The sequence below is a fragment of the Streptomyces sp. NPDC031479 genome (assembly GCF_055581065.1).
In genome coordinates this window covers 26,929-48,104 of the sequence record NZ_JBVIKC010000018.1, presented here as the reverse complement: position 1 = coordinate 48,104, position 21,176 = coordinate 26,929, and the positions used below count along the sequence as shown (strand labels likewise).

The following is a 21,176-nucleotide window of genomic DNA, read 5'->3' as shown; positions in this document are numbered from 1 at the left end:
GCCGCAGGGCGGCCACCCTCTCGGGTGACCGCCCTGCGGTTACTGCTCTGCTGCGACTCAGCCGTTGTACGGGCCGTAGTCGTAGTCCTCCAGCGGGACAGCCTGGCCGGAGCCGGTGCCGAAGGGCGAGTAGTCGATGTCGTCGTAGCCGACGGCCGAGTACATCGCGGCCTTGGCCTCTTCGGTGGGCTCGACCCGGATGTTGCGGTAGCGGGACAGACCCGTACCGGCCGGGATGAGCTTACCGATGATGACGTTCTCCTTGAGGCCGATGAGGCTGTCGGACTTGGCGTTGATCGCCGCATCCGTCAGGACTCGGGTCGTCTCCTGGAAGGAGGCGGCCGACAGCCAGGATTCCGTCGCCAGCGAGGCCTTGGTGATACCCATCAGCTGCGGACGGCCGGAGGCGGGGTGACCGCCCTCGGTGACCACGCGACGGTTCTCGGTCTCGAACTTCGAGCGCTCGACGAGCTCGCCCGGCAGGAGCTCCGCGTCGCCGGACTCGATGATCGTCACGCGGCGCAGCATCTGCCGGATGATGATCTCGATGTGCTTGTCGTGGATCGACACGCCCTGCGAGTTGTAGACCTTCTGGACTTCGCCGACCAGGTGGACCTGGACGGCACGCTGGCCGAGGATGCGCAGCACGTCGTGCGGGTTGGTGGCACCCATGGTGAGCTTCTGGCCCACCTCGACGTGGTCGCCCTCGTGCACGATGACCTTGGCGCGCTTGGAGATCGGGAAGGCCGTCTCCTCGCTGCCGTCGTCGGGCGTGATGACGATCTTCTTCGTCTTCTCGGTCTCCTCGATCCGCACGCGGCCGGCGGCCTCGGAGATCGGGGCGACACCCTTCGGGGTACGGGCCTCGAAGAGCTCGACGACACGCGGCAGACCCTGCGTGATGTCGTCACCGGCCACACCACCGGTGTGGAAGGTACGCATCGTCAGCTGGGTACCGGGCTCACCGATGGACTGGGCGGCGATGATGCCGACCGCCTCACCGATGTCGACCAGCTTGCCGGTGGCCAGCGAGCGGCCGTAGCAGAAGGCACAGGTGCCGACGGCGGACTCACAGGTCAGGACCGAGCGGGTCTTGACCTCCTCGACGCCGTTCGCGATGAGGGCGTCGATGAGCACGTCGCCGAGGTCCACGTTCGCCGGCGCGATGACCTTGCCGTCGATGACGACGTCCTCGGCCAGCATGCGGGCGTACACGGAGGTCTCGACGTCGTCCGCCTTGCGGAGGACACCCGCCTCGTCCTTGACACCGATCTTGAGCTTGAGGCCGCGCTCGGTGCCGCAGTCCTCCTCGCGGATGATGACGTCCTGCGAGACGTCCACCAGACGACGGGTGAGGTAACCCGAGTCGGCGGTACGCAGGGCGGTGTCCGCCAGACCCTTACGGGCACCGTGCGTGGAGATGAAGTACTCCAGAACGGTGAGGCCCTCACGGAAGGACGCCTTGATCGGACGCGGGATGGTCTCGTTCTTCGCGTTCGACACCAGACCACGCATACCGGCGATCTGTCGCATCTGCATCATGTTTCCTCGGGCACCCGAGTCAACCATCATGAAGATGGGGTTCGTCTTGGGGAAGTTCGCGTTCATCGCCTCGGCGACCTCGTTGGTCGCCTGCGTCCAGATCTGGATGAGCTCCTGAGTGCGCTCTTCCTTGGTGATCAGACCGCGCTCGTACTGCTTCTGGACCTTCTCGTCCTTGGCCTCGTAGCCCGCGACGATTTCCTTCTTCGCCTCGGGAACGACGACGTCGGAGATGGCCACGGTGACGCCCGAACGGGTCGCCCAGTGGAAACCGGCCGCCTTCAGGTTGTCGAGCGTCGCCGCCACGATGACCTTGGGGTAGCGCTCCGCCAGGTCGTTGACGATCTCGGAGAGCTGCTTCTTGCCCACCGAGTAGTCGACGAACGGGTAGTCCTCGGGCAGCAGCTCGTTGAAGAGCGCGCGACCCAGGGTCGTCTTCAGACGGAAGCTGTCGCCCGGCTGGAACTCCTGCTCGCCCTCTTCGGCGACCGGCGCCACCCAGCCGCGCGGCGGGATGGTGCCCACCGGGAAGCGGATGTCGACGGACGACTGCAGCGCGAGCTCGCCGGCGTCGAACGCCATGATCGCCTCGGCGGTGGAGCCGAACGCACGGCCCTCGCCCTTGACGTCACGGAGCTCACCGTCGGTGGTCAGGAAGAACAGACCCAGGACCATGTCCTGCGTCGGCATCGTGACCGGACGGCCGTCGGCCGGCTTGAGGATGTTGTTCGAGGACAGCATCAGGATGCGGGCCTCGGCCTGCGCCTCCGCGGAGAGCGGGAGGTGCACGGCCATCTGGTCACCGTCGAAGTCCGCGTTGAACGCGGTGCAGACGAGCGGGTGGATCTGGATGGCCTTGCCTTCGACCAGCTGGGGCTCGAAGGCCTGGATGCCGAGGCGGTGCAGCGTGGGCGCACGGTTCAGGAGGACCGGGTGCTCGGCGATGACCTCTTCGAGGACGTCGTACACGACCGTGCGGCCGCGCTCGACCATCCGCTTGGCGCTCTTGATGTTCTGCGCGTGGTTCAGGTCGACCAGGCGCTTCATCACGAACGGCTTGAAGAGCTCCAGCGCCATGGCCTTGGGCAGACCACACTGGTGCAGCTTCAGCTGCGGACCGACGACGATCACGGAACGCGCGGAGTAGTCCACGCGCTTGCCGAGGAGGTTCTGACGGAATCGACCCTGCTTGCCCTTGAGCATGTCGCTCAGGGACTTCAGCGGACGGTTGCCGGGGCCCGTGACCGGGCGACCACGACGGCCGTTGTCGAAGAGGGCGTCGACCGCCTCCTGGAGCATGCGCTTCTCGTTGTTCACGATGATCTCGGGGGCACCGAGGTCGAGAAGGCGCTTCAGGCGGTTGTTGCGGTTGATCACACGGCGGTACAGGTCGTTCAGGTCGGAGGTCGCGAAGCGGCCACCGTCCAGCTGCACCATCGGACGAAGGTCCGGCGGGATGACCGGCACGCAGTCGAGCACCATGCCCTTGGGGCTGTTGCTGGTCTGCAGGAACGCGGAGACGACCTTGAGGCGCTTGAGCGCACGGGTCTTCTTCTGGCCCTTGCCGGTACGGATGATCTCGCGGAGGCGCTCGGCCTCCTCCTCCAGGTCGAAGGACTCCAGGCGCTTCTGCAGCGCCGCGGCACCCATCGAACCGTCGAAGTACGTACCGAAGCGGTCGCGCAGCTCGCGGTAGAGCAGCTCGTCGCCCTCCAGGTCCTGGACCTTGAGGTTCTTGAAGCGGTTCCACACCTCGTCGAGGCGGTCGATCTCGCGCTGGGCGCGGTCACGGAGCTGCTTCATCTCGCGCTCGGCACCCTCGCGCACCTTGCGGCGCACGTCGGCCTTCGCACCCTCGGCCTCAAGCTCGGCCAGGTCGGTCTCGAGCTTCTTGGCCCGGCCTTCGAGGTCCGCGTCACGGCGGTTCTCGATCTGCTGGCGCTCGACGGAGACGTGGGCCTCCAGCGACGGCAGGTCGCGCTGACGGCGCTCGTCGTCGACGAACGTGATCATGTACGCGGCGAAGTAGATGACCTTCTCAAGGTCCTTCGGCGCGAGGTCCAGCAGGTAGCCCAGTCGCGACGGGACGCCCTTGAAGTACCAGATGTGAGTGACGGGAGCGGCAAGCTCGATGTGGCCCATCCGCTCACGGCGCACCTTGGCGCGCGTGACCTCGACGCCACAACGCTCACAGATGATGCCCTTGAAGCGGACACGCTTGTACTTGCCGCAGTAGCACTCCCAGTCCCGGGTAGGACCGAAGATCTTCTCGCAGAAGAGTCCGTCCTTCTCGGGCTTGAGGGTGCGGTAGTTGATGGTCTCCGGCTTCTTGACCTCGCCGTGCGACCAGGTTCGGATGTCGTCCGCGGTGGCAAGGCCGATCCGCAGCTCGTCGAAGAAGTTGACGTCGAGCACTGTGCGTCAATCCCTCTTTCGGGGTCGAGTCTCAATCATGGTCTGAACGGTCCCGGGGATGACGGGGGGCTCTTGAGCGAGCCCCCCGTCAGGCCCGTCAGACCTCTTCGACGCTGCTCGGCTCGCGCCGGGACAGGTCGATACCGAGCTCCTCCGCCGCGCGGAAGACGTCCTCGTCGGTGTCGCGCATCTCGATGGACATGCCGTCCGAGGACAGCACCTCCACGTTGAGGCAGAGCGACTGCATTTCCTTGATGAGCACCTTGAAGGACTCGGGAATGCCCGGCTCGGGGATGTTCTCGCCCTTGACGATGGCCTCGTAGACCTTCACGCGGCCGGTGACGTCATCGGACTTGATGGTCAGCAGCTCCTGGAGGGCGTAAGCGGCGCCATAAGCCTCGAGCGCCCACACCTCCATCTCACCGAAGCGCTGGCCACCGAACTGCGCCTTACCACCCAGCGGCTGCTGCGTGATCATCGAGTAGGGGCCGGTCGAACGCGCGTGGAGCTTGTCGTCGACCAGGTGGTGGAGCTTGAGGATGTACATGTACCCGATCGAGATCGGGTCCGGGAACGGCTCACCGGAGCGGCCGTCGAACAGGCGCGCCTTGCCGGACGGGAGGACCAGGCGGTCACCGTCGCGGTTCGGGATGGTGTGCTCGAACAGGCCGGCGAGCTCGTCCTCACGGGCGCCGTCGAACACGGGGGTGGCGACGTTGGTGCCGGGCTCGACGCGGTCGGCGCCGATGACCTTCAGACGCTCGGCCCAGTCCTCCGCGAGACCGGAGACGTCCCAGCCGCGGCTGGCGAGCCAGCCGAGGTGGATCTCCAGGACCTGTCCCGGGTTCATTCGGGACGGGACACCCAGCGGGTTCAGGATGATGTCGACCGGCGTGCCGTCCTCAAGGAAGGGCATGTCCTCGATCGGAAGGATCTTGGAGATGACACCCTTGTTGCCGTGGCGGCCGGCGAGCTTGTCACCGTCGGTGATCTTGCGCTTCTGGGCGACGTAGACGCGGACCAGCTGGTTCACGCCCGGAGGAAGCTCGTCGCCCTCCTCGCGGTCGAAGACGCGGACACCGATGACCTTGCCGATCTCACCGTGAGGGACCTTGAGCGAGGTGTCACGCACCTCGCGGGCCTTCTCACCGAAGATCGCGCGGAGCAGGCGCTCCTCCGGGGTCAGCTCGGTCTCACCCTTGGGCGTGACCTTGCCGACCAGGATGTCGCCGGCGACGACGTCCGCACCGATGCGGATGATGCCGCGCTCGTCGAGGTCCGCGAGGACCTCCTCGGAGACGTTCGGGATGTCCCGGGTGATCTCCTCGGGGCCCAGCTTGGTGTCACGGGCGTCGACCTCGTGCTCCTCGATGTGGATCGAGGAGAGGACGTCGTCCTGCACGAGGCGCTGCGACAGGATGATCGCGTCCTCGTAGTTGTGACCTTCCCAGGGCATGAACGCGACGAGCAGGTTCTTGCCGAGGGCCATTTCGCCCTCTTCGGTCGCGGGACCGTCGGCGAGGACCTGGGCCTCGATGATGCGGTCACCCTCGTTGACGATGACCTTCTGGTTGACCGAGGTGCCCTGGTTCGAGCGGGAGAACTTGGCGACGCGGTACGTGGTGTACGTGCCGTCGTCGTTGGCGACGGTGATGTAGTCGGCCGAGACCTCCTGGACGACACCGTCCTTCTCCGCCTTGATCGAGTCACCGGCGTCGACCGCACAGCGGTACTCCATGCCGGTGCCGACGAGCGGGGCCTCCGCCTTGATGAGCGGAACGGCCTGGCGCATCATGTTCGCGCCCATGAGGGCACGGTTGGCGTCGTCGTGCTCCAGGAAGGGGATCATCGCGGTCGCGACGGACACCATCTGGCGCGGGGAGACGTCCATGTAGTCGACGTCGTCGCCGGCGATGTAGTCGATCTCGCCGCCACGACGGCGGACCAGCACGCGGTTCTCGGTGAAGCGCATCTCGTCGTTCAGGCCGGCGTTGGCCTGGGCGATCACGAAGCGGTCTTCCTCGTCCGCGGTCAGGTAGTCGACGTCGTCGGTGACGACGCCCTCGACGACCTTGCGGTACGGGGTCTCCACGAAACCGAACGCGTTGACGCGGCCGTAGGAGGCGAGCGAGCCGATCAGACCGATGTTCGGGCCTTCGGGGGTCTCGATCGGGCACATGCGGCCGTAGTGCGACGGGTGGACGTCACGGACCTCGAAGCCGGCCCGCTCACGGGACAGACCACCGGGACCCAGCGCCGAGAGACGACGCTTGTGCGTCAGACCCGACAGCGGGTTGTTCTGGTCCATGAACTGCGACAGCTGGCTGGTGCCGAAGAACTCCTTGATGGAGGCGACGACCGGCCGGATGTTGATCAGGGTCTGCGGCGTGATCGCCTCGACGTCCTGCGTGGTCATGCGCTCGCGCACGACGCGCTCCATACGAGCCAGACCCGTGCGGACCTGGTTCTGGATGAGCTCGCCGACGTTGCGCAGACGACGGTTGCCGAAGTGGTCGATGTCGTCGGTCTCGACGACGATCGAACGGCCCGACTCACCGATGGTCTCGGCCTCGCCCGCGTGGAGCTTCACGAGGTACTTGATCGTCGCGATGATGTCGTCGGTGGTGAGCACACCGGCGTCCAGCGGCTCATCGGCGCCGAGCTTCTTGTTCACCTTGTAGCGGCCGACCTTGGCGAGGTCGTAGCGCTTCGGGTTGAAGTAGAGGTTCTCGAGCAGCGTCTGAGCGGCCTCGCGGGTCGGCGGTTCGCCCGGACGCAGCTTGCGGTAGATGTCGAGCAGCGCGTCGTCCTGGCCCTGGGTGTGGTCCTTCTCCAGGGTGGCGCGCATGGACTCGTACTCGCCGAACTCTTCGAGGATCTGCTCGGTGGTCCAGCCGAGAGCCTTCAGGAGGACGGTGACGGACTGCTTGCGCTTGCGGTCGATGCGGACACCGACCATGTCGCGCTTGTCGACCTCCATCTCCAGCCAGGCACCCCGGGACGGGATGATCTTGGCGGAGAAGATGTCCTTGTCGGACGTCTTGTCGATGGAGGAGTCGAAGTAGACACCCGGGGAACGGACGAGCTGCGACACGACGACGCGCTCGGTGCCGTTGATGACGAAGGTGCCCTTGTTGGTCATGAGCGGGAAGTCGCCCATGAAGACCGTCTGAGACTTGATCTCACCGGTCTCGTTGTTCGTGAACTCGGCCGTGACGAAGAGCGGCGCCGCGTACGTGAAGTCGCGCTCCTTGCACTCGTCGACAGAGTTCTTCGCCGGCTCGAAACGGTGGTCGCGGAAGGTCAGCGACATCGACCCGGAGAAGTCCTCGATCGGCGAGATCTCCTCGAAGATCTCTTCCAGACCGGACTTGGTGGGGACGTCCTGTCCACTCTCAAGCGCCGACTCGACGCGGGACTTCCAGGCGGCGTTGCCGAGCAGCCAGTCAAAGCTCTCGGTCTGCAGCGCCAGGAGGTTCGGAACCTCGAGGGGCTCCTTGATCTTTGCAAAGGAGATGCGCAGCGGGGCGGTGCTGGCACCGTTGTTCGTATTGGTCGAGGCGTTGCGCGAGGCGGCCAAGAGGGGGTCCTTCCGAGGGCTCGGACTCACTACGCGCGTACCGGTCCCAGCCGACACAGAAGACGGAGTGTCCCCAGCTGGCCAAAAGACCAGGTCAGGGCATATCAATCAGGTGTGCTCAAGCGTGGGCATGACCCTGGCGACGGGCAGGGGTCAGCTAACAGGCAGCGCAAAGGGTCAGTGTAGCCACTCGGCTCACTGATGTCCAGACCAGGTTTCCGGAAACCGGCAACAGGCCTTCCCCAGCTCGTTCAAACCAACACCAACGCTGCGACCCTCGTACACAGAGCGCGTATCAGTACTGCCCTCTTCGTAGTCGATCCATGCCTCGAATCCGGGATCGACCCGGCCGAGCTGGCGACGGCTCTGAGAATTGCGCGCCGCTGGCCGTTCGTCAAGGCCCCGTGCTCCGAGCGGATCATCCGCGGACCCCGCACCGGGGCAACGATGATCACCCTACTCCCCAACGAGACCAGGGCAAGTCAGGCACTGGGGGTACGCCAAAGGGCGACCACCCTTACGGGTGATCGCCCTTTGAAGGGGCCTCAGAGGGCCCCAGAGGTGTTACTTGACCTCGACGCCAGCGCCGGCGGCCTTGAGGGCCTCGGCGGCCTTGTCAGCGGCCTCCTTGTTGACCTTCTCGAGGACCGGCTTCGGGGTGCCGTCGACGAGGTCCTTGGCCTCCTTCAGACCCAGGGAGGTCAGCTCGCGCACGACCTTGATGACCTGGATCTTCTTGTCGCCCGCACCGGTGAGGATGACGTCGAACTCGTCCTTCTCCTCCTCGGCCTCGGCGGCGGGGCCGACACCGGCCGGACCGGCAACGGCGACGGCCGCGGCGGCGGTGACGTCGAACTTCTCCTCGAAGGCCTTCACGAACTCGGAGAGCTCGATGAGGGTCATCTCCTCGAACTGGGCGAGGAGGTCGTCCTGAGAGAGCTTCGCCATGATGGGCGATCCTTCCACTAATTCGGCAGGTGCCGGATGTATTGAGAGGCGGGCGTAACGGCCCGCTACGACCCACGCACTAGGCGGCGTAGATCAGTGCGCGAGCCGAATTACTCGGCACCGCCCTGCTCGGCGAGCTTGACGCGAAGCGCTTCCGCAGTGCGGACGAACTTCGACGGCAGCGCCTGGAAGAGCGAGGCAGCCTGGGACTGCTTGCCCTTGAACGCGCCGGCCAGCTTGCTGAGCAGAACCTCGCGGGACTCGAGGTCCGCGAGCTTCTTGATCTCATCGGCGGTCAGCGCCTTACCGTCAAGGACACCGCCCTTGATGATGAGGTTCGGGTTCTCCTTGGCGAAGTCACGAAGACCCTTCGCCGACTCCACCGGGTCACCGGTGATGAAGGCGGCGCCCGTCGGACCGGTGAACTGGTCGTCGAGCGAGGTGATCCCGGCGTTGTTGGCCGCAATCTTGGTCAGCGTGTTCTTCACCACGGCGTACTGGGCGTTCTCACCGAGCGAACGACGCAGCGTCTTGAGCTGCGCAACGGTGAGACCCCGGTACTCGGTCAGCACAACGGCGTTCGAGCTGCGGAACTGGTCCTCAAGCTCGGCTACCGCAGCAGCCTTGTCGGGCCTTGCCATAGAGCGTCGGCCTCCTTCCGGGTGATGAGGACCGCTCAGAAGGGGCTGGACAAACAAAACGCCCCGGCGCATGGCGCACGGGGCACGGCTCAACCGAAATGACATTCCGGGAACTTTCCTCGAACACCTGCGCAGGACGTCCGCTCGCAGCGAATCCTTCGGCCACCGTCCTCTTTCGAGCACGGCAACGACCAGCGGTCTTTGGCTTCTCCGGAAGCGTACGCGAAGGCAACCGGACGAGGCAAATCGCCTCAGGAGCCGCCCTTCAGCACCGCGTCGAAGTCGGCGACCTGGTCGGCCGGCGGGGCCTTCACCGGCGCGACCTGGCCGAAGCCGTCGAAGGTGGCGCTGGTGCTGGAGGTTCCCTTGTCGTCCTTGCTCACCATGAGGACGCGCGAGGGGAAGCCGTCCTTGCCGATCCATACGTCCGCCTCCAGGGCCGTGAGGTGCTTCACGGCCTCGTGGAGGTTCCGGCGGTCCTGCTCCGGCATCACCTTGGTGGACTCGTCGGCCGCCTGGAGGTCCGCGCCGGTGAGAAGGGCCCGGTAGTGCCGGGACCCGGGGGTGTCGGCGGCCATGGCCGGGACCAGGGCGACCTTGGGCTGGCCCAGGAGCAGGGCGAGGTACTCCGCCGGGTCCTCGTTCATCCGTACGCCGGGCTTGCCTCCCGAGGACAGGTCCAGCTTCATCCAGGGCTTGCCGTCGACCGGGGTCTTGAGCTCGGTGTAGACCACGTCGCCGGTCATGACGGAGCGGGACTCCGACGTGGGGCCCTTGATCTTCAGGTCGTGGGCCGACGGGTACCAGCCCTTCGTGCCGGTCTGGGTGGTGGTCTTGCCCTCGCTGTCCGTGCCGGACATCTCTGCCATGGCGAACTTCGCCGCCGCCGTCTTGAGCCAGGACGCCTTGACCGCCTCCACGGGGGACGGCGCCCGGTCCGCGGGAGTCGTGGCGCCCCCGCCGGCCGCACCCCCGCCCGCGTCGGCGCCAGCCCCGCCATCGCAGGCGGTGAGGCCGCCCACGAGCAGCAGGACACCCGCCATGGCGGCGCCGGTCCGTGTCCGGACAGCCTGATTCATCTGGTTCTCCCCCGTGTGCGGTCCCCCTGCGACCCCCGACCCTACGCGGAAGATCGAAAAGGCCGCCACGAAGAAACCGGGCCCCCGGCTCCCGGAAGGGAGGCGGAGGCCCGGTCTCAGGTGCGCCGCGGCGCGGTCAGGCGCCGCCCGTACCGCCCGAGTCCTTCATCATCTCGGCCAGGTCCACGATCTGGTCGGCCGGCGGAGCGGAGACCTCGACCGGCTTGTTGATGTCCTTGAACTTGATGGTGATGTCCATCGGGCCGGACGTGCCCTGGCCCTGCGTGCGGACCTGCTTGGCCTGGTCGGCCTCGTCGATCCAGATGTCCATGGTCAGGCTCTTGATGCCCTGCTCTTCGAGCGCCTTGGCGTTCTTCTCCTGGCGGTCCTTGGCCTCGGGGGTCGAGGTGGCGCTGAGGGCCTTCAGCTCGTCGATCGTGACGGTGCCGGCCAGGTGCGTCGTCTTCTGGCCGTCGATGGTCTCCTCGCCGACCTTCTTGAGGTCCTTGGAGGCGCTCAGGCTGCCGGCCGTGTCGGCCGGGTTCTGGCCCTGCTGGGCCGAGCCGAGCGAGTCCAGCTCCTTGGCCTGCTCCGGAGCCAGCGCCTTGAGGTCGAACTTCAGCCACTTGCCGTCGCTGCCCATGTACATGACGCCGTCGAGAAGACGCATCTCCACCTTGGCGCCCGGCTCCTCGGGCGAGTCCATCTTCATCGACATGGCCATCGCGGGCTTGAGCCGCATGGCGACCTCGCCGGTGATGCTCTGCCCCGCGGCCTTGCCGGTCATGGTGTAGCCGAGGGAGGTGATCTCCTCGGACTTCTTCTTCGTCTTCTCCAGGTACGCGGCCGGCGCGACCTCCGCCGGCTTCTTCGCGGCCTGGGACGGGGCCGCCGGGGCCCCGTTGTCCTTCTTCTTCGCTCCGTCCCCGTTCTCGCACGCGGTGGCGCCGCCTGCGAGCAGGAGCGCGGCCAGGACGGCTCCGACGGTCTTCTTCTGGTACGCCTTCATGTGTTCCCCACCCCGGGTATGCAAGGCAGCGGCCCGCTCCGGGCGGTCTTGCCCGTGGCCTTGCTGCCGGCACTGACTGTACGTCTCACCGCTGACAGTAATCGCACAGCATTCGCACATGAAGCAGAAAACGGGCCCTCCGCCCCCGGAAGGGGGCGAAGGGCCCGTTCAACCACGCGGTGGTCGGATCAGGCAGAGGCCGGATCAGACAGCGGCCGGGTCTTCCTCGACGAGGAGGTTCCGGGTGCGGTTGGAGTCCAGCTGGATGCCGGGGCCCATCGTGGTGCTGAGGGCGGCCTTCTTGATGTAGCGGCCCTTGGCGGCGGACGGCTTCAGACGGATGATCTCGTCCAGGGCCGCCGCGTAGTTCTCGACCAGCTGCTCATCGGAGAAGGAGACCTTGCCGATGATGAAGTGCAGGTTCGAGTGCTTGTCGACGCGGAACTCGATCTTGCCACCCTTGATCTCGGTGACAGCCTTGGCGACGTCCATCGTGACGGTGCCGGTCTTCGGGTTCGGCATGAGGCCACGGGGACCGAGCACGCGGCCGAGGCGGCCGACCTTGCCCATGAGGTCCGGGGTGGCCACAACGGCGTCGAACTCGTTGAGGCGGTTGCCCTTAGCGATCTCGTTGATCAGCTCGTCGTCGCCGACAATGTCGGCGCCGGCGGCCACCGCGGCCGCAGCACGGTCACCGGTCGCGAAGACCAGGACCCGGGCGGTCTTGCCGGTGCCGTGCGGGAGGTTCACGGTGCCACGGACCATCTGGTCGGCCTTACGCGGGTCGACACCCAGACGGAAGGCGACCTCGACGGTGCTGTCGAACTTGGTCGCGGAGGTCTCCTTGGCGAGACGGACGGCCTCGAGCGGGGCGTAGAGCTTTTCCCGGTCGACCTTGGCGTCCGCAGCGCGGAGAGTCTTGCTGCGCTTCACTTCTGCTCCTGTGTTGTGACTTCAGGCGTGGAGTCGTGGTGCGGACCAGCGCTTGGTCCTACCACTGTCGTGCTGGGGTGGCTGAATCAGCCTTCGACCGTGATGCCCATCGAACGCGCGGTGCCGGCGATGATCTTCTCGGCGGCGTCGATGTCGTTGGCGTTCAGGTCGGGCATCTTGATCGTGGCGATCTCGCGGACCTGGTCACGCGTCAGCTTGGCGACCTTGGTCTTGTGCGGCTCGCCAGAGCCCTTCTCCACGCCCGCGCTCTTCAGGATGAGGCGCGCGGCCGGCGGAGTCTTGGTGATGAAGGTGAAGGAACGGTCCTCGTAGACCGTGATCTCCACCGGCACGACCATGCCACGCTGCGACTCGGTCGCGGCGTTGTAGGCCTTGCAGAACTCCATGATGTTGACGCCGTGCTGACCGAGCGCGGGGCCGACCGGCGGAGCCGGGTTGGCCGCACCGGCCTTGATCTGGAGCTTGATAAGCCCCGTGATCTTCTTCTTCTTGGGAGGCATTGCTCTCTCCGGGTCCTAGTGAGAGTTTTCAGCCGCCAACCGGTCATCCGGATGGAGGCATACCGCACCACGATAACGGGTATAGGCGCGGGGCTAAAAACCGAGCAGGTCAGACCGCCCTTCGCGGGCTGGTCTGACCTGTTTCGGAAGCGTCGCTCAGAAGATCTGGATCAGTTCTTCTGGATCTGGTCGAAGCTCAGCTCGACCGGGGTCTCGCGGCCGAAGATCTCCACGAGGCCCTTGACCTTCTTCGAGTCCGGGTTGATCTCGTTGATCGTCGCCTGCAGCGTGGCGAACGGGCCGTCGGTGACGGTGACCGAGTCGCCGACCTCGAAGTCCAGGACCTCGATGGTGCGCTTGACGGCGGGGGCCGGCAGACCGGCCTCCTCGGCAGCCTGCTTGGCCGCCTTCTCCTGCGCCTCGGGGGCGAGCATCTTGACGATCTCGTCGAGGGTCAGCGGGTACGGGTCGTAGGCGTTGCCCACGAAGCCGGTGACGCCCGGGGTGTTGCGGACGACGCCCCAGGACTCGTTCGTCAGATCCATGCGGACGAGAACGTAACCGGGCAGCTTGTTCTGCCGGACGTTCTTGCGCTCGCCGTTCTTGATCTGGACGATCTCTTCCTCGGGCACCTCGGCCTGGTAGATGAACTCCTCGACGTTCAGCGAGACGGCACGCTGTTCGAGGTTCGCCTTCACGCGCTTCTCGTAGCCCGCGTAGGTGTGGATCACGTACCACTCGCCGGGGAGCAGGCGCAGCTCGTCGCGGAGGGCCTGGATGGGGTCGACCGGCTCGGCGGGCTCGACCTCGGCGGCCTCTTCGGCCTCCTCGTCGGCCTCGGCCAGGGCGTCGCCCTCGTCCTCGTCGGCGTCCTCGTCCTCGACGTCGGCGGCCTCTTCGGCGTCGGCGGCCTCTTCGGCGTCGGCGTCGTCATCGGCCTCGGCGTCGACCTCGTCCTCGACGTGCAGGGCGGCTTCCTCGGCGGCGATGCCGGCCTCGGCGTCGGCGAGCTCGGCCTCGTCGGGGTCCACAGCGTCTGCCGCCTCGACGATGTCGAGCTCGTCCTCGACGGACTCGACGGAGTCGTGGCTCACGTTCAGGTTCGGGTCAGACACGGTGGCTGCTTCTTCCTGGATACAAAAGGTGGTGGAACATGCGAAAACGGGCGGCACCCATCAAGGCGCCGCCCTCCGCGGGGATCAGCCGAAGACGAACTTGATGGCTTCCTGGAACCCATAGTCAATCACGGTCACCAGACCGATCATGATGACGACGAAGACAATCACCACGGTGGTGTACGTCGAGAGCTGGTTACGGGTGGGCCATACGACCTTGCGGAGTTCCGCGACGATCTGGCGGTAGAAAAGCGCGAGACGGCCGAGAGGGCCCTTCTTGCCGCGCTTGCCGCCCTTGCGGGCCTTCTTCTCGCGGGTGTCGTCCTCGGCGTCAGGCATGTCGATGGAGCCCAGGGCGTCCGTCACGTCTCTCACCTGAATCCGGGTCGTGGCCGTAGCCGCGCCCGGTTGCGCCGCACGGCGTTGCATCGAAGTACGTACCTGCGCACACGTCCGAGAGGAGTGTGAAGCAGGGCCGGAGGGACTCGAACCCCCAACCGCTGGTTTTGGAGACCAGTGCTCTACCAATTGAGCTACGACCCTTTGCGCCCCCCAACCTACCGCATCCGAGCGAGTGCACGGAGTGCTCACGCTCTGGGGCCGCTGTTGAGGACCAACGACAGGTGAGTGTACGTGGTCCGGGCCCTGACGTCGAACAGAAGACATCCGGACCTGCTCCGTCCGGTGTTTGAAACGGTGTGCGGCGGCTCGAAGGCGTCTGGGACGATTGGCCGCATGACCTCTGCAACGCCTTCCTCCGAGCGCCGGGTGTCCGCCCGTATCGGCGCCATTTCCGAGTCCGCCACCCTCGCCGTCGACGCCAAGGCCAAGGCCCTCAAGGCCGCCGGGCGCCCGGTGATCGGCTTCGGTGCGGGCGAGCCCGACTTCCCGACCCCGGACTACATCGTCGAGGCCGCGGTCGAGGCCTGCCGCAACCCGAAGTACCACCGCTACACGCCGGCCGGCGGTCTGCCCGAGCTGAAGGCCGCGATCGCCGCCAAGACGCTGCGCGACTCGGGCTACGAGGTGGACGCCTCCCAGGTCCTGGTGACCAACGGCGGCAAGCAGGCCATCTACGAGGCCTTCGCCGCCGTCCTCGACCCGGGCGACGAGGTCATCGTCCCGGCCCCGTACTGGACCACCTACCCGGAGTCGATCCGCCTCGCGGGCGGCGTCCCGGTCGAGGTCGTCGCCGACGAGACCACCGGCTACCGGGTCTCCGTCGAGCAGCTGGAGGCCGCGCGCACCGAGCGCACCAAGGTCGTCCTGTTCGTCTCCCCGTCCAACCCGACGGGCGCCGTGTACTCCGAGGCCGACGCGAAGGCGATCGGCGAGTGGGCCGCCGAGCACGGCCTGTGGGTGCTCACGGACGAGATCTACGAGCACCTGGTCTACGGCGACGCGAAGTTCACCTCGCTGCCGGTCCTGGTCCCGGCGCTGCGCGACAAGTGCATCGTCGTCAACGGCGTCGCCAAGACGTACGCGATGACGGGCTGGCGCGTGGGCTGGGTCATCGCCCCGCAGGACGTCATCAAGGCGGCGACCAACCTGCAGTCGCACGCCACCTCCAACGTCTCCAACGTGGCCCAGGTCGCGGCGCTGGCCGCCGTCTCGGGCAACCTGGACGCGGTCGCGGAGATGCGCAAGGCCTTCGACCGCCGCCGCCAGACCATGGTCAGGATGCTGAACGAGATCGACGGCGTCTTCTGCCCGACCCCCGAGGGCGCGTTCTACGCGTACCCGTCGGTGAAGGAGCTCCTCGGCAAGGAGATCCGCGGCAAGCGCCCGCAGACCTCGGTCGAGCTCGCGGCCCTGATCCTGGACGAGGCCGAGGTCGCGGTCGTCCCGGGCGAGGCCTTCGGCACCCCGGGCTACCTGCGCCTGTCCTACGCCCTGGGCGACGAGGACCTGGTCGAGGGCGTCTCCCGCGTCCAGAAGCTCCTGGCGGAGGCCAAGGCCTAGGCCTGGGTCCGGGAGCGGGTACGGAGCGGCGCCACCCTGTCGGGTGGCGCCGCTCCGGCGTTTCCGGCCCCCGGGAAACCGGGAACGGCGGGGGCCGGCCGGCATCGGATTCACGTTCGGGCAATGTCCCGTTCAGGTAATCCGCTGCCAATCGGGTGAGCGATGCGGCAGGATCACCAGATGGAGCACGTACGCGATCTCACGCTTCTGCCGAAGGCCCACCTGCACCTGCACTTCACCGGCTCGATGCGCCCGTCGACCCTGCTGGAGCTGGCCGACAAGTACGGCGTCCGGCTGCCGGACGCCCTGACCGCCGGGGAACCGCCCAAGCTCCGGGCCACGGACGAGCGCGGCTGGTTCCGCTTCCAGCGGCTCTACGACGCCGCCCGGTCCTGCCTGCGCGAGCCCGACGACATCCGCCGCCTGGTCCGCGAGGCCGCCGAGGAGGACGTCCGGGACGGCAGCGGGTGGCTGGAGATCCAGGTGGACCCCACCTCCTACGCCCCGCTGCTCGGCGGCATGATCCCGGCCGTGGAGATCATCCTCGACGCCGTCGACGCGGCCTCCCGCGAGACGGGCCTGGGCATGCGGGTCCTCATCGCCGCCAACCGCATGAAGCACCCCCTCGACGCCCGTACCCTCGCCCGCCTCGCCGTCCGCTACGCCGACCGCGGCATCGTCGGCTTCGGGCTCTCCAACGACGAACGCCGCGGCATGGCCCGGGACTTCGACCGCGCCTTCGCCATCGCCCGGGAGGGCGGTCTGCTCGCGGCCCCGCACGGCGGTGAGCTCACCGGGCCCTCCTCCGTCCGCGACTGCCTCGACGATCTGCACGCGGCCCGCATCGGGCACGGCGTACGGGCCGCCGAGGACCCCCGGCTGCTGAAGCGGCTCGCCGACCGGCAGATCACCTGCGAGGTCTGCCCGGCCTCCAACGTGGCGCTCGGCGTCTACGAGCGGCCCGAGGACGTGCCGCTGCGCACCCTCTTCGAAGCCGGGGTGCCCATGGCGCTGGGCGCGGACGACCCGCTGCTGTTCGGGTCCCGGCTCGCGGCCCAGTACGAGATCGCCCGCCGCCACCACGCCTTCACGGACGCGGAGCTCGCCGAGCTGGCGCGGCAGTCGGTGCGCGGCTCGGCCGCGCCCGAAGAGGTGAAGGCCAAGCTGCTGGACGGGATCGACCACTGGCTCAACGGGTGAGCCGCAGGTCCCCCTCGTAGCAGTCGGCCCGTACCCGGTGGCCGTCCACGAAGACGATCTCCAGGTGGGTACGGCCCTGCTCGGGGACGGCGAACTCGGCGACCGAGGCGACGGTCTGGCCGAGGTGGCGCAGGAAGGGGTGGTCGCCGAGGTCCTCGCCGACCTCGATCCGGCCCCACTCCCCCATGTCGTAGGGCTCGTGGGGCGTGGCGGACTCGACGATGAGGCACTGGTCCGAGCCGGTGGTGATCCGCGTGGACTCGCCGTCGCTGTCGATCAGCCAGACGTCGAGCGGCGCCTCGGAGCGCTCGCCCTCGCAGATGTGCCAGGAGGCGACGACCCGGCTGATCTCGCGGCCCACCAGGCGGGTGGGGTCCGTACCGGCCCCGTGCAGGGGGCAGTGCATGTCAGAGGTGGACGCCGACCGTCACCGGCTCGTTGACGAGGGTGACGCCGAACGCCGCGTGGACTCCGGCGACGACCTCGCGGGCCAGGGTGAGGAGGTCTTCGGTGGTGGCCTCGCCGCGGTTGGTGAGGGCGAGGGTGTGCTTGGTGGAGATGCGGGCGGGGCCGGTGCCGTAGCCCTTGGTGAATCCGGCCTTGTCGATCAGCCAGGCCGCGCTGGTCTTCGTACGGCCCTCGCCGGCCGGGTAGGCGGGCGGGGCGGTGTCGGGGCCGAGGCGGTCCTGGGCGCGGGCGAGGAAGGCGGCGTAGGCCTCGTCGGTCAGGATCGGGTTGTGGAAGAAGGAGCCCGCGGACCAGGTGTCGTGGTCCGCGGGGTCGAGGACCATGCCCTTGCCCGCGCGCAGGCGCAGGACGGTCTCGCGGGCGAGGGCGGCCGGGACCCGGTCGCCGGCCTCGACGCCGAGGGCGCGGGCCGTCTCGGGGTACTTGACCGGGGCGGAGAGGCCGCCGGCGTCCTCCAGGGCGAAGCGGACGCGCAGGACGACGTATCGGTCGGGCTGGTCCTTGAAGGTGCTGTTGCGGTAGCGGAACGCGCACTCGGCGGCGGAGAGGGTGACCGTCGTGCCGGTGGCGCGGTCGTAGGCGACGACCTCGGTGATGGTGTCGCAGACTTCCTGGCCGTACGCCCCGACGTTCTGGATCGGGGTGGCTCCGGCCGAGCCGGGGATGCCGGCGAGGCATTCGATGCCCGCGAGGCCCGCTTCGACGGTGCGGGCGACGGCGTCGCTCCAGTTCTCGCCGGCGGCGAGTTCCAGGGTGGTGCCGTCCAGGGTGAAGCCCGTGGTCGCGATGCGCAGGGCGGTTCCGGCGAAGCCCCGGTCGCCGATGACCAGGTTGCTGCCGCCTCCGATGATCAGGAGGGGGGTGCCGCTCGCGTCGGCGGCGCGTACGGCGTCGACCACCTCGGCGTCGGTGGTCGCGGTGACCAGCCGGGCCGCCGGGCCGCCGAGGCGGAAGGTGGTCAGCGGGGCGAGGGGGGCGTCGTGGAGTTCCTGCACGTGGACAAGAGTACGGTCCGTCCCCCTCGCATCCCGGCGGGGCACTCAGTAGGCCCGCTTCCGCTCCGCCAGACGGCGCTCGGCCTCGGCCCAGCCGATGGGCAGCTCCGAGGCGGGCGCGGTCCAGTAGGTGAAGGCGGACTCCTTCATGAAGGCTGCGGCCGCGCGCGAGCTGGAGCGGTGGGGCTCGCTGCGGGCGAAGCGGTGGAGGGCGTCCCGGTCCTCCCAGGCGGAGAGGGTCAGGAAGGTGCGGCGGGTCACCCGGGCGCGGAGGGCGACGCCGTGGGCGCCGGGGGCCTTGCGGATCTGACGGATGATGCCGGGGGCCTTGAGGAAGAACCTGAGCGCCCCGATGAGGGTCTCGGTCTCGAAGCGGGAGGCCATGACGTAGACCTCGGCGTCGGGGGCGGGCTCGTCGGGCGTGGACCAGGGCACGTCGGGCATGACTGTCGTTCCTTCGCTCTCGTCCGGGGCTTCAGCGGGTGGTGGGGACCTTGTCCGTGGATACGGCCGCGGTGGGGGTGGGGGTGGCCTGGGCGGACTGGGCGGGCTGGGCGGGCTGGGCGGGCTGGGTGGAGCGGCGGGGCAGGAGCAGGGCCAGGGCGGCCGCCAGGGCGACCGCGGCGGCGCCGATCCACAGGGCGGGGACGGTCCCGTCGGTGAAGGCCTGCGGGCTCTCGTAGCCGCCCCGGCTGGAGAAGACCGAGGCCAGGACTGCCACGCCGAGGGCTCCGCCGACCTCGCGGAGGGCGTTGTTGGTGCCGGAGGCCTTGCCCTGGTCGGCGGGGGTGACGGTGGACATCAGCACGTTGTTGGCCGGGGCGAAGTACAGGGACATGCCGATCCCGCTGAGGACCAGGGCGGGGAGCTGGGCGACGTAGGAGACGTCCGGGGCGAGGACCACCGCGAACCAGCCGAGGCCGAGCGCCTGGAGGGCCAGCCCGGCGACGACGACGGGGCGTCCGCCGATCCGGTCGGACACGATGCCCGCGATCGGGGCGACGATCATCCCCATGCCGGTCCAGGGCAGCATGCGCAGACCCGCCTCGGTGGGCGAGTAGCCGGCGACGCCCTGGAGGAACTGGCTGAGCAGGAAGATCGACCCGAACATGCCGAGGTACATCAGCAGGCTGGCGAAGTTGATCCCGAAGAAGCCCCGGCTGCGGAAGAGCCGCATGGGGAGCATGGGGTTCGCGCTGTTGAAGCCGTGGTGGACGAAGCCCCCGATGAGGGCGCTGCCCGCGATCAGGCCGGTGAGGACGGGGGCGCTGGTCCAGCCGTGGGCGTTGGCGTTGACGAGTCCGTAGACGACCCCGAAGAGCCCGCCGCTGATGAGGAGGGTGCCGGGAACGTCGAGGCGGGAGTTCGGGGCGGTGGACTCGGCGAGGCGCAGGCGGGCGAGCGGGATCAGGGCGAGGCCGATCGGCACGTTGAGCCAGAAGATCCACTGCCAGGAGATGTGCTCGGTGAGGCTGCCCCCGATCAGCGGACCACTGGCGACGGCCAGACCGCTGACGGCTCCGTAGATGCCGAGCGCCATGCCGCGCCGGGCGGCCGGGACGGCGGCGGTGAGCAGGGTGAGGGACAGCGGCATCATGACGGCGGCCCCGACGCCCTGGACGGCGCGGGCGGCGATCAGCTGGCCTATCCCGGGCGAGAGGGCGGCCGCGGCGGAGGCGGTGGTGAACACGGCGAGTCCGGCGATGAAGAGCCGGCGGCGCCCGAAGCGGTCCCCGAGGGCGGAGCCGAACATGAGCAGGACGGCGAAGGTGAGCGTGTAGGCGTTCACCGTCCACTCCAGGTCCTCCAGCTTGCCGCCGAGGTCGGCGCGGATGGCGGGGAGGGCAGTGGTGACGACGAGGTTGTCGAGCGCGGCCATGAAGCTGGCGGCCCCGGTGAGGACGAGGGCCCATACCGCGGGCCTGCTGAGCCGGTCTTGCTGGTTCACGATTCCCCCTGAAGGTTGTTAGTTATTGCTGACTAACTTCGAAGCCCAGAAACCGGCCCGGGTCCGGGCCGGAGGGTGGGGTGGGGTGGAGTGGGGCTAACGCGCGGGGGGTGCGGGCCGGGGTGACCCTGCACTCCCGGCGGCCGGCTCCCCCACGCCACCGTCGGCCCCTTCGGCCCGTTCGACCCATTCGACCCCTTCGCCCCCGCCCGAGGGGTGGAGCCCCTCCCAGATGCGGTGGCCGGGCGGGAAGCCCATGGCGGTGAGGGTGTTGATGAGCATCCCGTAGGCCATGAAGGTGGTGGTCTCCTTGACGTCGCCACCGATCGGCACCGTCACGGTGTCCCACAACTTCAGCCAGCCCTCCCGCACGAGCTCACCGAGCTCGTGGTCGCCGGCGGCCTCCGCGGCGGAGACGGTGACGTACATCTGGAGCTGCATCTGGAGCACGTGCGGGTCTTCGGCGATCAGCCGCATGTACGCGTCCGCCATCGCGCTCCGGGCCTCTTCGCCCTCCAGCCCCTCGGCCGCCCGGGCGAAAACGGCCCGGGTGGTCTCCAGGCACCGCGCGGACGCCGCGAGGAACATGGCCTGCTTGTTCGGAAAGAGCCGGAAGAGGTAGGGCTGCGAAACACCGACCTGCTTGGCGATCGCCTCGGTGGAGGTCCCGTAGTACCCCCCACGAGCGAACTCCTTGGCCGCCGCCCGAATGACGCTCTCACGCCGCTCTTCTGCACTCATCCTCACCATGCCTCAAAGTTAGTGCTCACTCACTAACTACGTCAAGGGGTGGGGACGGGCACCGGGGCGGGGTCGGCGG

General features: G+C 68.1%; 17 protein-coding genes and 1 tRNA gene. 2 read left to right on the top strand and 16 right to left on the bottom strand.

Translation table 11 applies throughout. The features are described 5' to 3' along the window. Window positions 1-57 precede the first annotated feature (57 nt). From ACZ5D2_RS21285 to ACZ5D2_RS21235, 11 genes are all read right to left on the bottom strand, one after another. On the bottom strand, window positions 58-3,957 hold the full coding sequence (locus tag ACZ5D2_RS21285; protein WP_030230602.1) for a DNA-directed RNA polymerase subunit beta': 3,900 nt from the start codon (window positions 3,955-3,957) through the stop codon (window positions 58-60). Window positions 3,958-4,054: 97 nt separating this feature from the next. Beyond that, a complete protein-coding gene (rpoB, locus tag ACZ5D2_RS21280) occupies window positions 4,055-7,537 on the bottom strand; it encodes a DNA-directed RNA polymerase subunit beta (RefSeq protein ID WP_371677138.1) in 3,483 nt (1,160 codons plus the stop codon). Window positions 7,538-8,101: 564 nt separating this feature from the next. After that, window positions 8,102-8,485, bottom strand: coding sequence for a 50S ribosomal protein L7/L12 (rplL, locus tag ACZ5D2_RS21275; RefSeq protein WP_266574554.1), 384 nt, complete (start codon window positions 8,483-8,485; stop codon window positions 8,102-8,104). Window positions 8,486-8,595: 110 nt separating this feature from the next. After that, window positions 8,596-9,126 carry a 50S ribosomal protein L10 gene (rplJ, locus tag ACZ5D2_RS21270; protein WP_266574556.1) on the bottom strand — a complete coding sequence of 177 codons (531 nt, stop codon included), beginning with the start codon at window positions 9,124-9,126 and terminating at the stop codon, window positions 8,596-8,598. Between the two features lie 251 nt (window positions 9,127-9,377). After that, window positions 9,378-10,205, bottom strand: a complete 828-nt coding sequence (locus ACZ5D2_RS21265; protein ID WP_371677139.1) for an SCO4651 family lipoprotein — start codon at window positions 10,203-10,205, stop codon at window positions 9,378-9,380. A gap of 136 nt (window positions 10,206-10,341) precedes the next feature. Further along, window positions 10,342-11,214: an SCO4651 family lipoprotein gene (locus ACZ5D2_RS21260; RefSeq protein WP_371677140.1), complete on the bottom strand. Its 873-nt coding sequence runs from the start codon at window positions 11,212-11,214 to the stop codon at window positions 10,342-10,344. A gap of 204 nt (window positions 11,215-11,418) precedes the next feature. Beyond that, the gene (gene rplA, locus ACZ5D2_RS21255; RefSeq protein ID WP_266841125.1) at window positions 11,419-12,147 is read right to left on the bottom strand and encodes a 50S ribosomal protein L1; all 729 of its coding nucleotides are present in this window, start codon (window positions 12,145-12,147) and stop codon (window positions 11,419-11,421) included. An 86-nt stretch (window positions 12,148-12,233) separates the two neighbouring features. Next, window positions 12,234-12,668, bottom strand: coding sequence for a 50S ribosomal protein L11 (gene rplK / locus ACZ5D2_RS21250; RefSeq protein ID WP_030230579.1), 435 nt, complete (start codon window positions 12,666-12,668; stop codon window positions 12,234-12,236). Window positions 12,669-12,838: 170 nt separating this feature from the next. Further along, on the bottom strand, window positions 12,839-13,783 hold the full coding sequence (gene nusG, locus ACZ5D2_RS21245; protein ID WP_468931090.1) for a transcription termination/antitermination protein NusG: 945 nt from the start codon (window positions 13,781-13,783) through the stop codon (window positions 12,839-12,841). An 84-nt stretch (window positions 13,784-13,867) separates the two neighbouring features. Then, on the bottom strand, window positions 13,868-14,149 hold the full coding sequence (secE, locus tag ACZ5D2_RS21240; protein WP_030230573.1) for a preprotein translocase subunit SecE: 282 nt from the start codon (window positions 14,147-14,149) through the stop codon (window positions 13,868-13,870). A 104-nt stretch (window positions 14,150-14,253) separates the two neighbouring features. Next, window positions 14,254-14,326 (bottom strand) — tRNA-Trp (locus ACZ5D2_RS21235). Between the two features lie 192 nt (window positions 14,327-14,518). Here ACZ5D2_RS21235 and ACZ5D2_RS21230 point away from each other — a divergent pair. Both ACZ5D2_RS21230 and ACZ5D2_RS21225 read left to right on the top strand, forming a co-directional pair. Continuing rightward, on the top strand, window positions 14,519-15,745 hold the full coding sequence (locus tag ACZ5D2_RS21230) for a pyridoxal phosphate-dependent aminotransferase (RefSeq protein ID WP_266841122.1): 1,227 nt from the start codon (window positions 14,519-14,521) through the stop codon (window positions 15,743-15,745). A 180-nt stretch (window positions 15,746-15,925) separates the two neighbouring features. Next, window positions 15,926-16,945, top strand: a complete 1,020-nt coding sequence (locus ACZ5D2_RS21225) for an adenosine deaminase (protein WP_371677142.1) — start codon at window positions 15,926-15,928, stop codon at window positions 16,943-16,945. Here the strand turns inward: ACZ5D2_RS21225 and ACZ5D2_RS21220 are convergent. From ACZ5D2_RS21220 to ACZ5D2_RS21200, 5 genes are all read right to left on the bottom strand, one after another. After that, window positions 16,935-17,351, bottom strand: coding sequence for a hypothetical protein (locus tag ACZ5D2_RS21220; protein WP_371677143.1), 417 nt, complete (start codon window positions 17,349-17,351; stop codon window positions 16,935-16,937). The two genes, ACZ5D2_RS21225 and ACZ5D2_RS21220, sit on opposite strands and share 11 nt — an antisense overlap. A 1-nt stretch (window position 17,352) precedes the next feature. After that, the gene (locus tag ACZ5D2_RS21215; protein ID WP_371677144.1) at window positions 17,353-18,453 is read right to left on the bottom strand and encodes a UDP-N-acetylmuramate dehydrogenase; all 1,101 of its coding nucleotides are present in this window, start codon (window positions 18,451-18,453) and stop codon (window positions 17,353-17,355) included. Beyond that, window positions 18,454-18,852 carry a DUF3291 domain-containing protein gene (locus ACZ5D2_RS21210; RefSeq protein ID WP_468931084.1) on the bottom strand — a complete coding sequence of 133 codons (399 nt, stop codon included), beginning with the start codon at window positions 18,850-18,852 and terminating at the stop codon, window positions 18,454-18,456. It abuts the gene before it with no gap. Between the two features lie 31 nt (window positions 18,853-18,883). Further along, window positions 18,884-20,356 (bottom strand): DHA2 family efflux MFS transporter permease subunit, encoded by a 1,473-nt coding sequence (locus tag ACZ5D2_RS21205; protein ID WP_468931081.1) that lies wholly within the window; start codon window positions 20,354-20,356, stop codon window positions 18,884-18,886. Window positions 20,357-20,452: 96 nt separating this feature from the next. Further along, the gene (locus ACZ5D2_RS21200) at window positions 20,453-21,106 is read right to left on the bottom strand and encodes a TetR/AcrR family transcriptional regulator (RefSeq protein WP_468931079.1); all 654 of its coding nucleotides are present in this window, start codon (window positions 21,104-21,106) and stop codon (window positions 20,453-20,455) included. Between the last annotated feature and the right edge of the window lie 70 nt (window positions 21,107-21,176).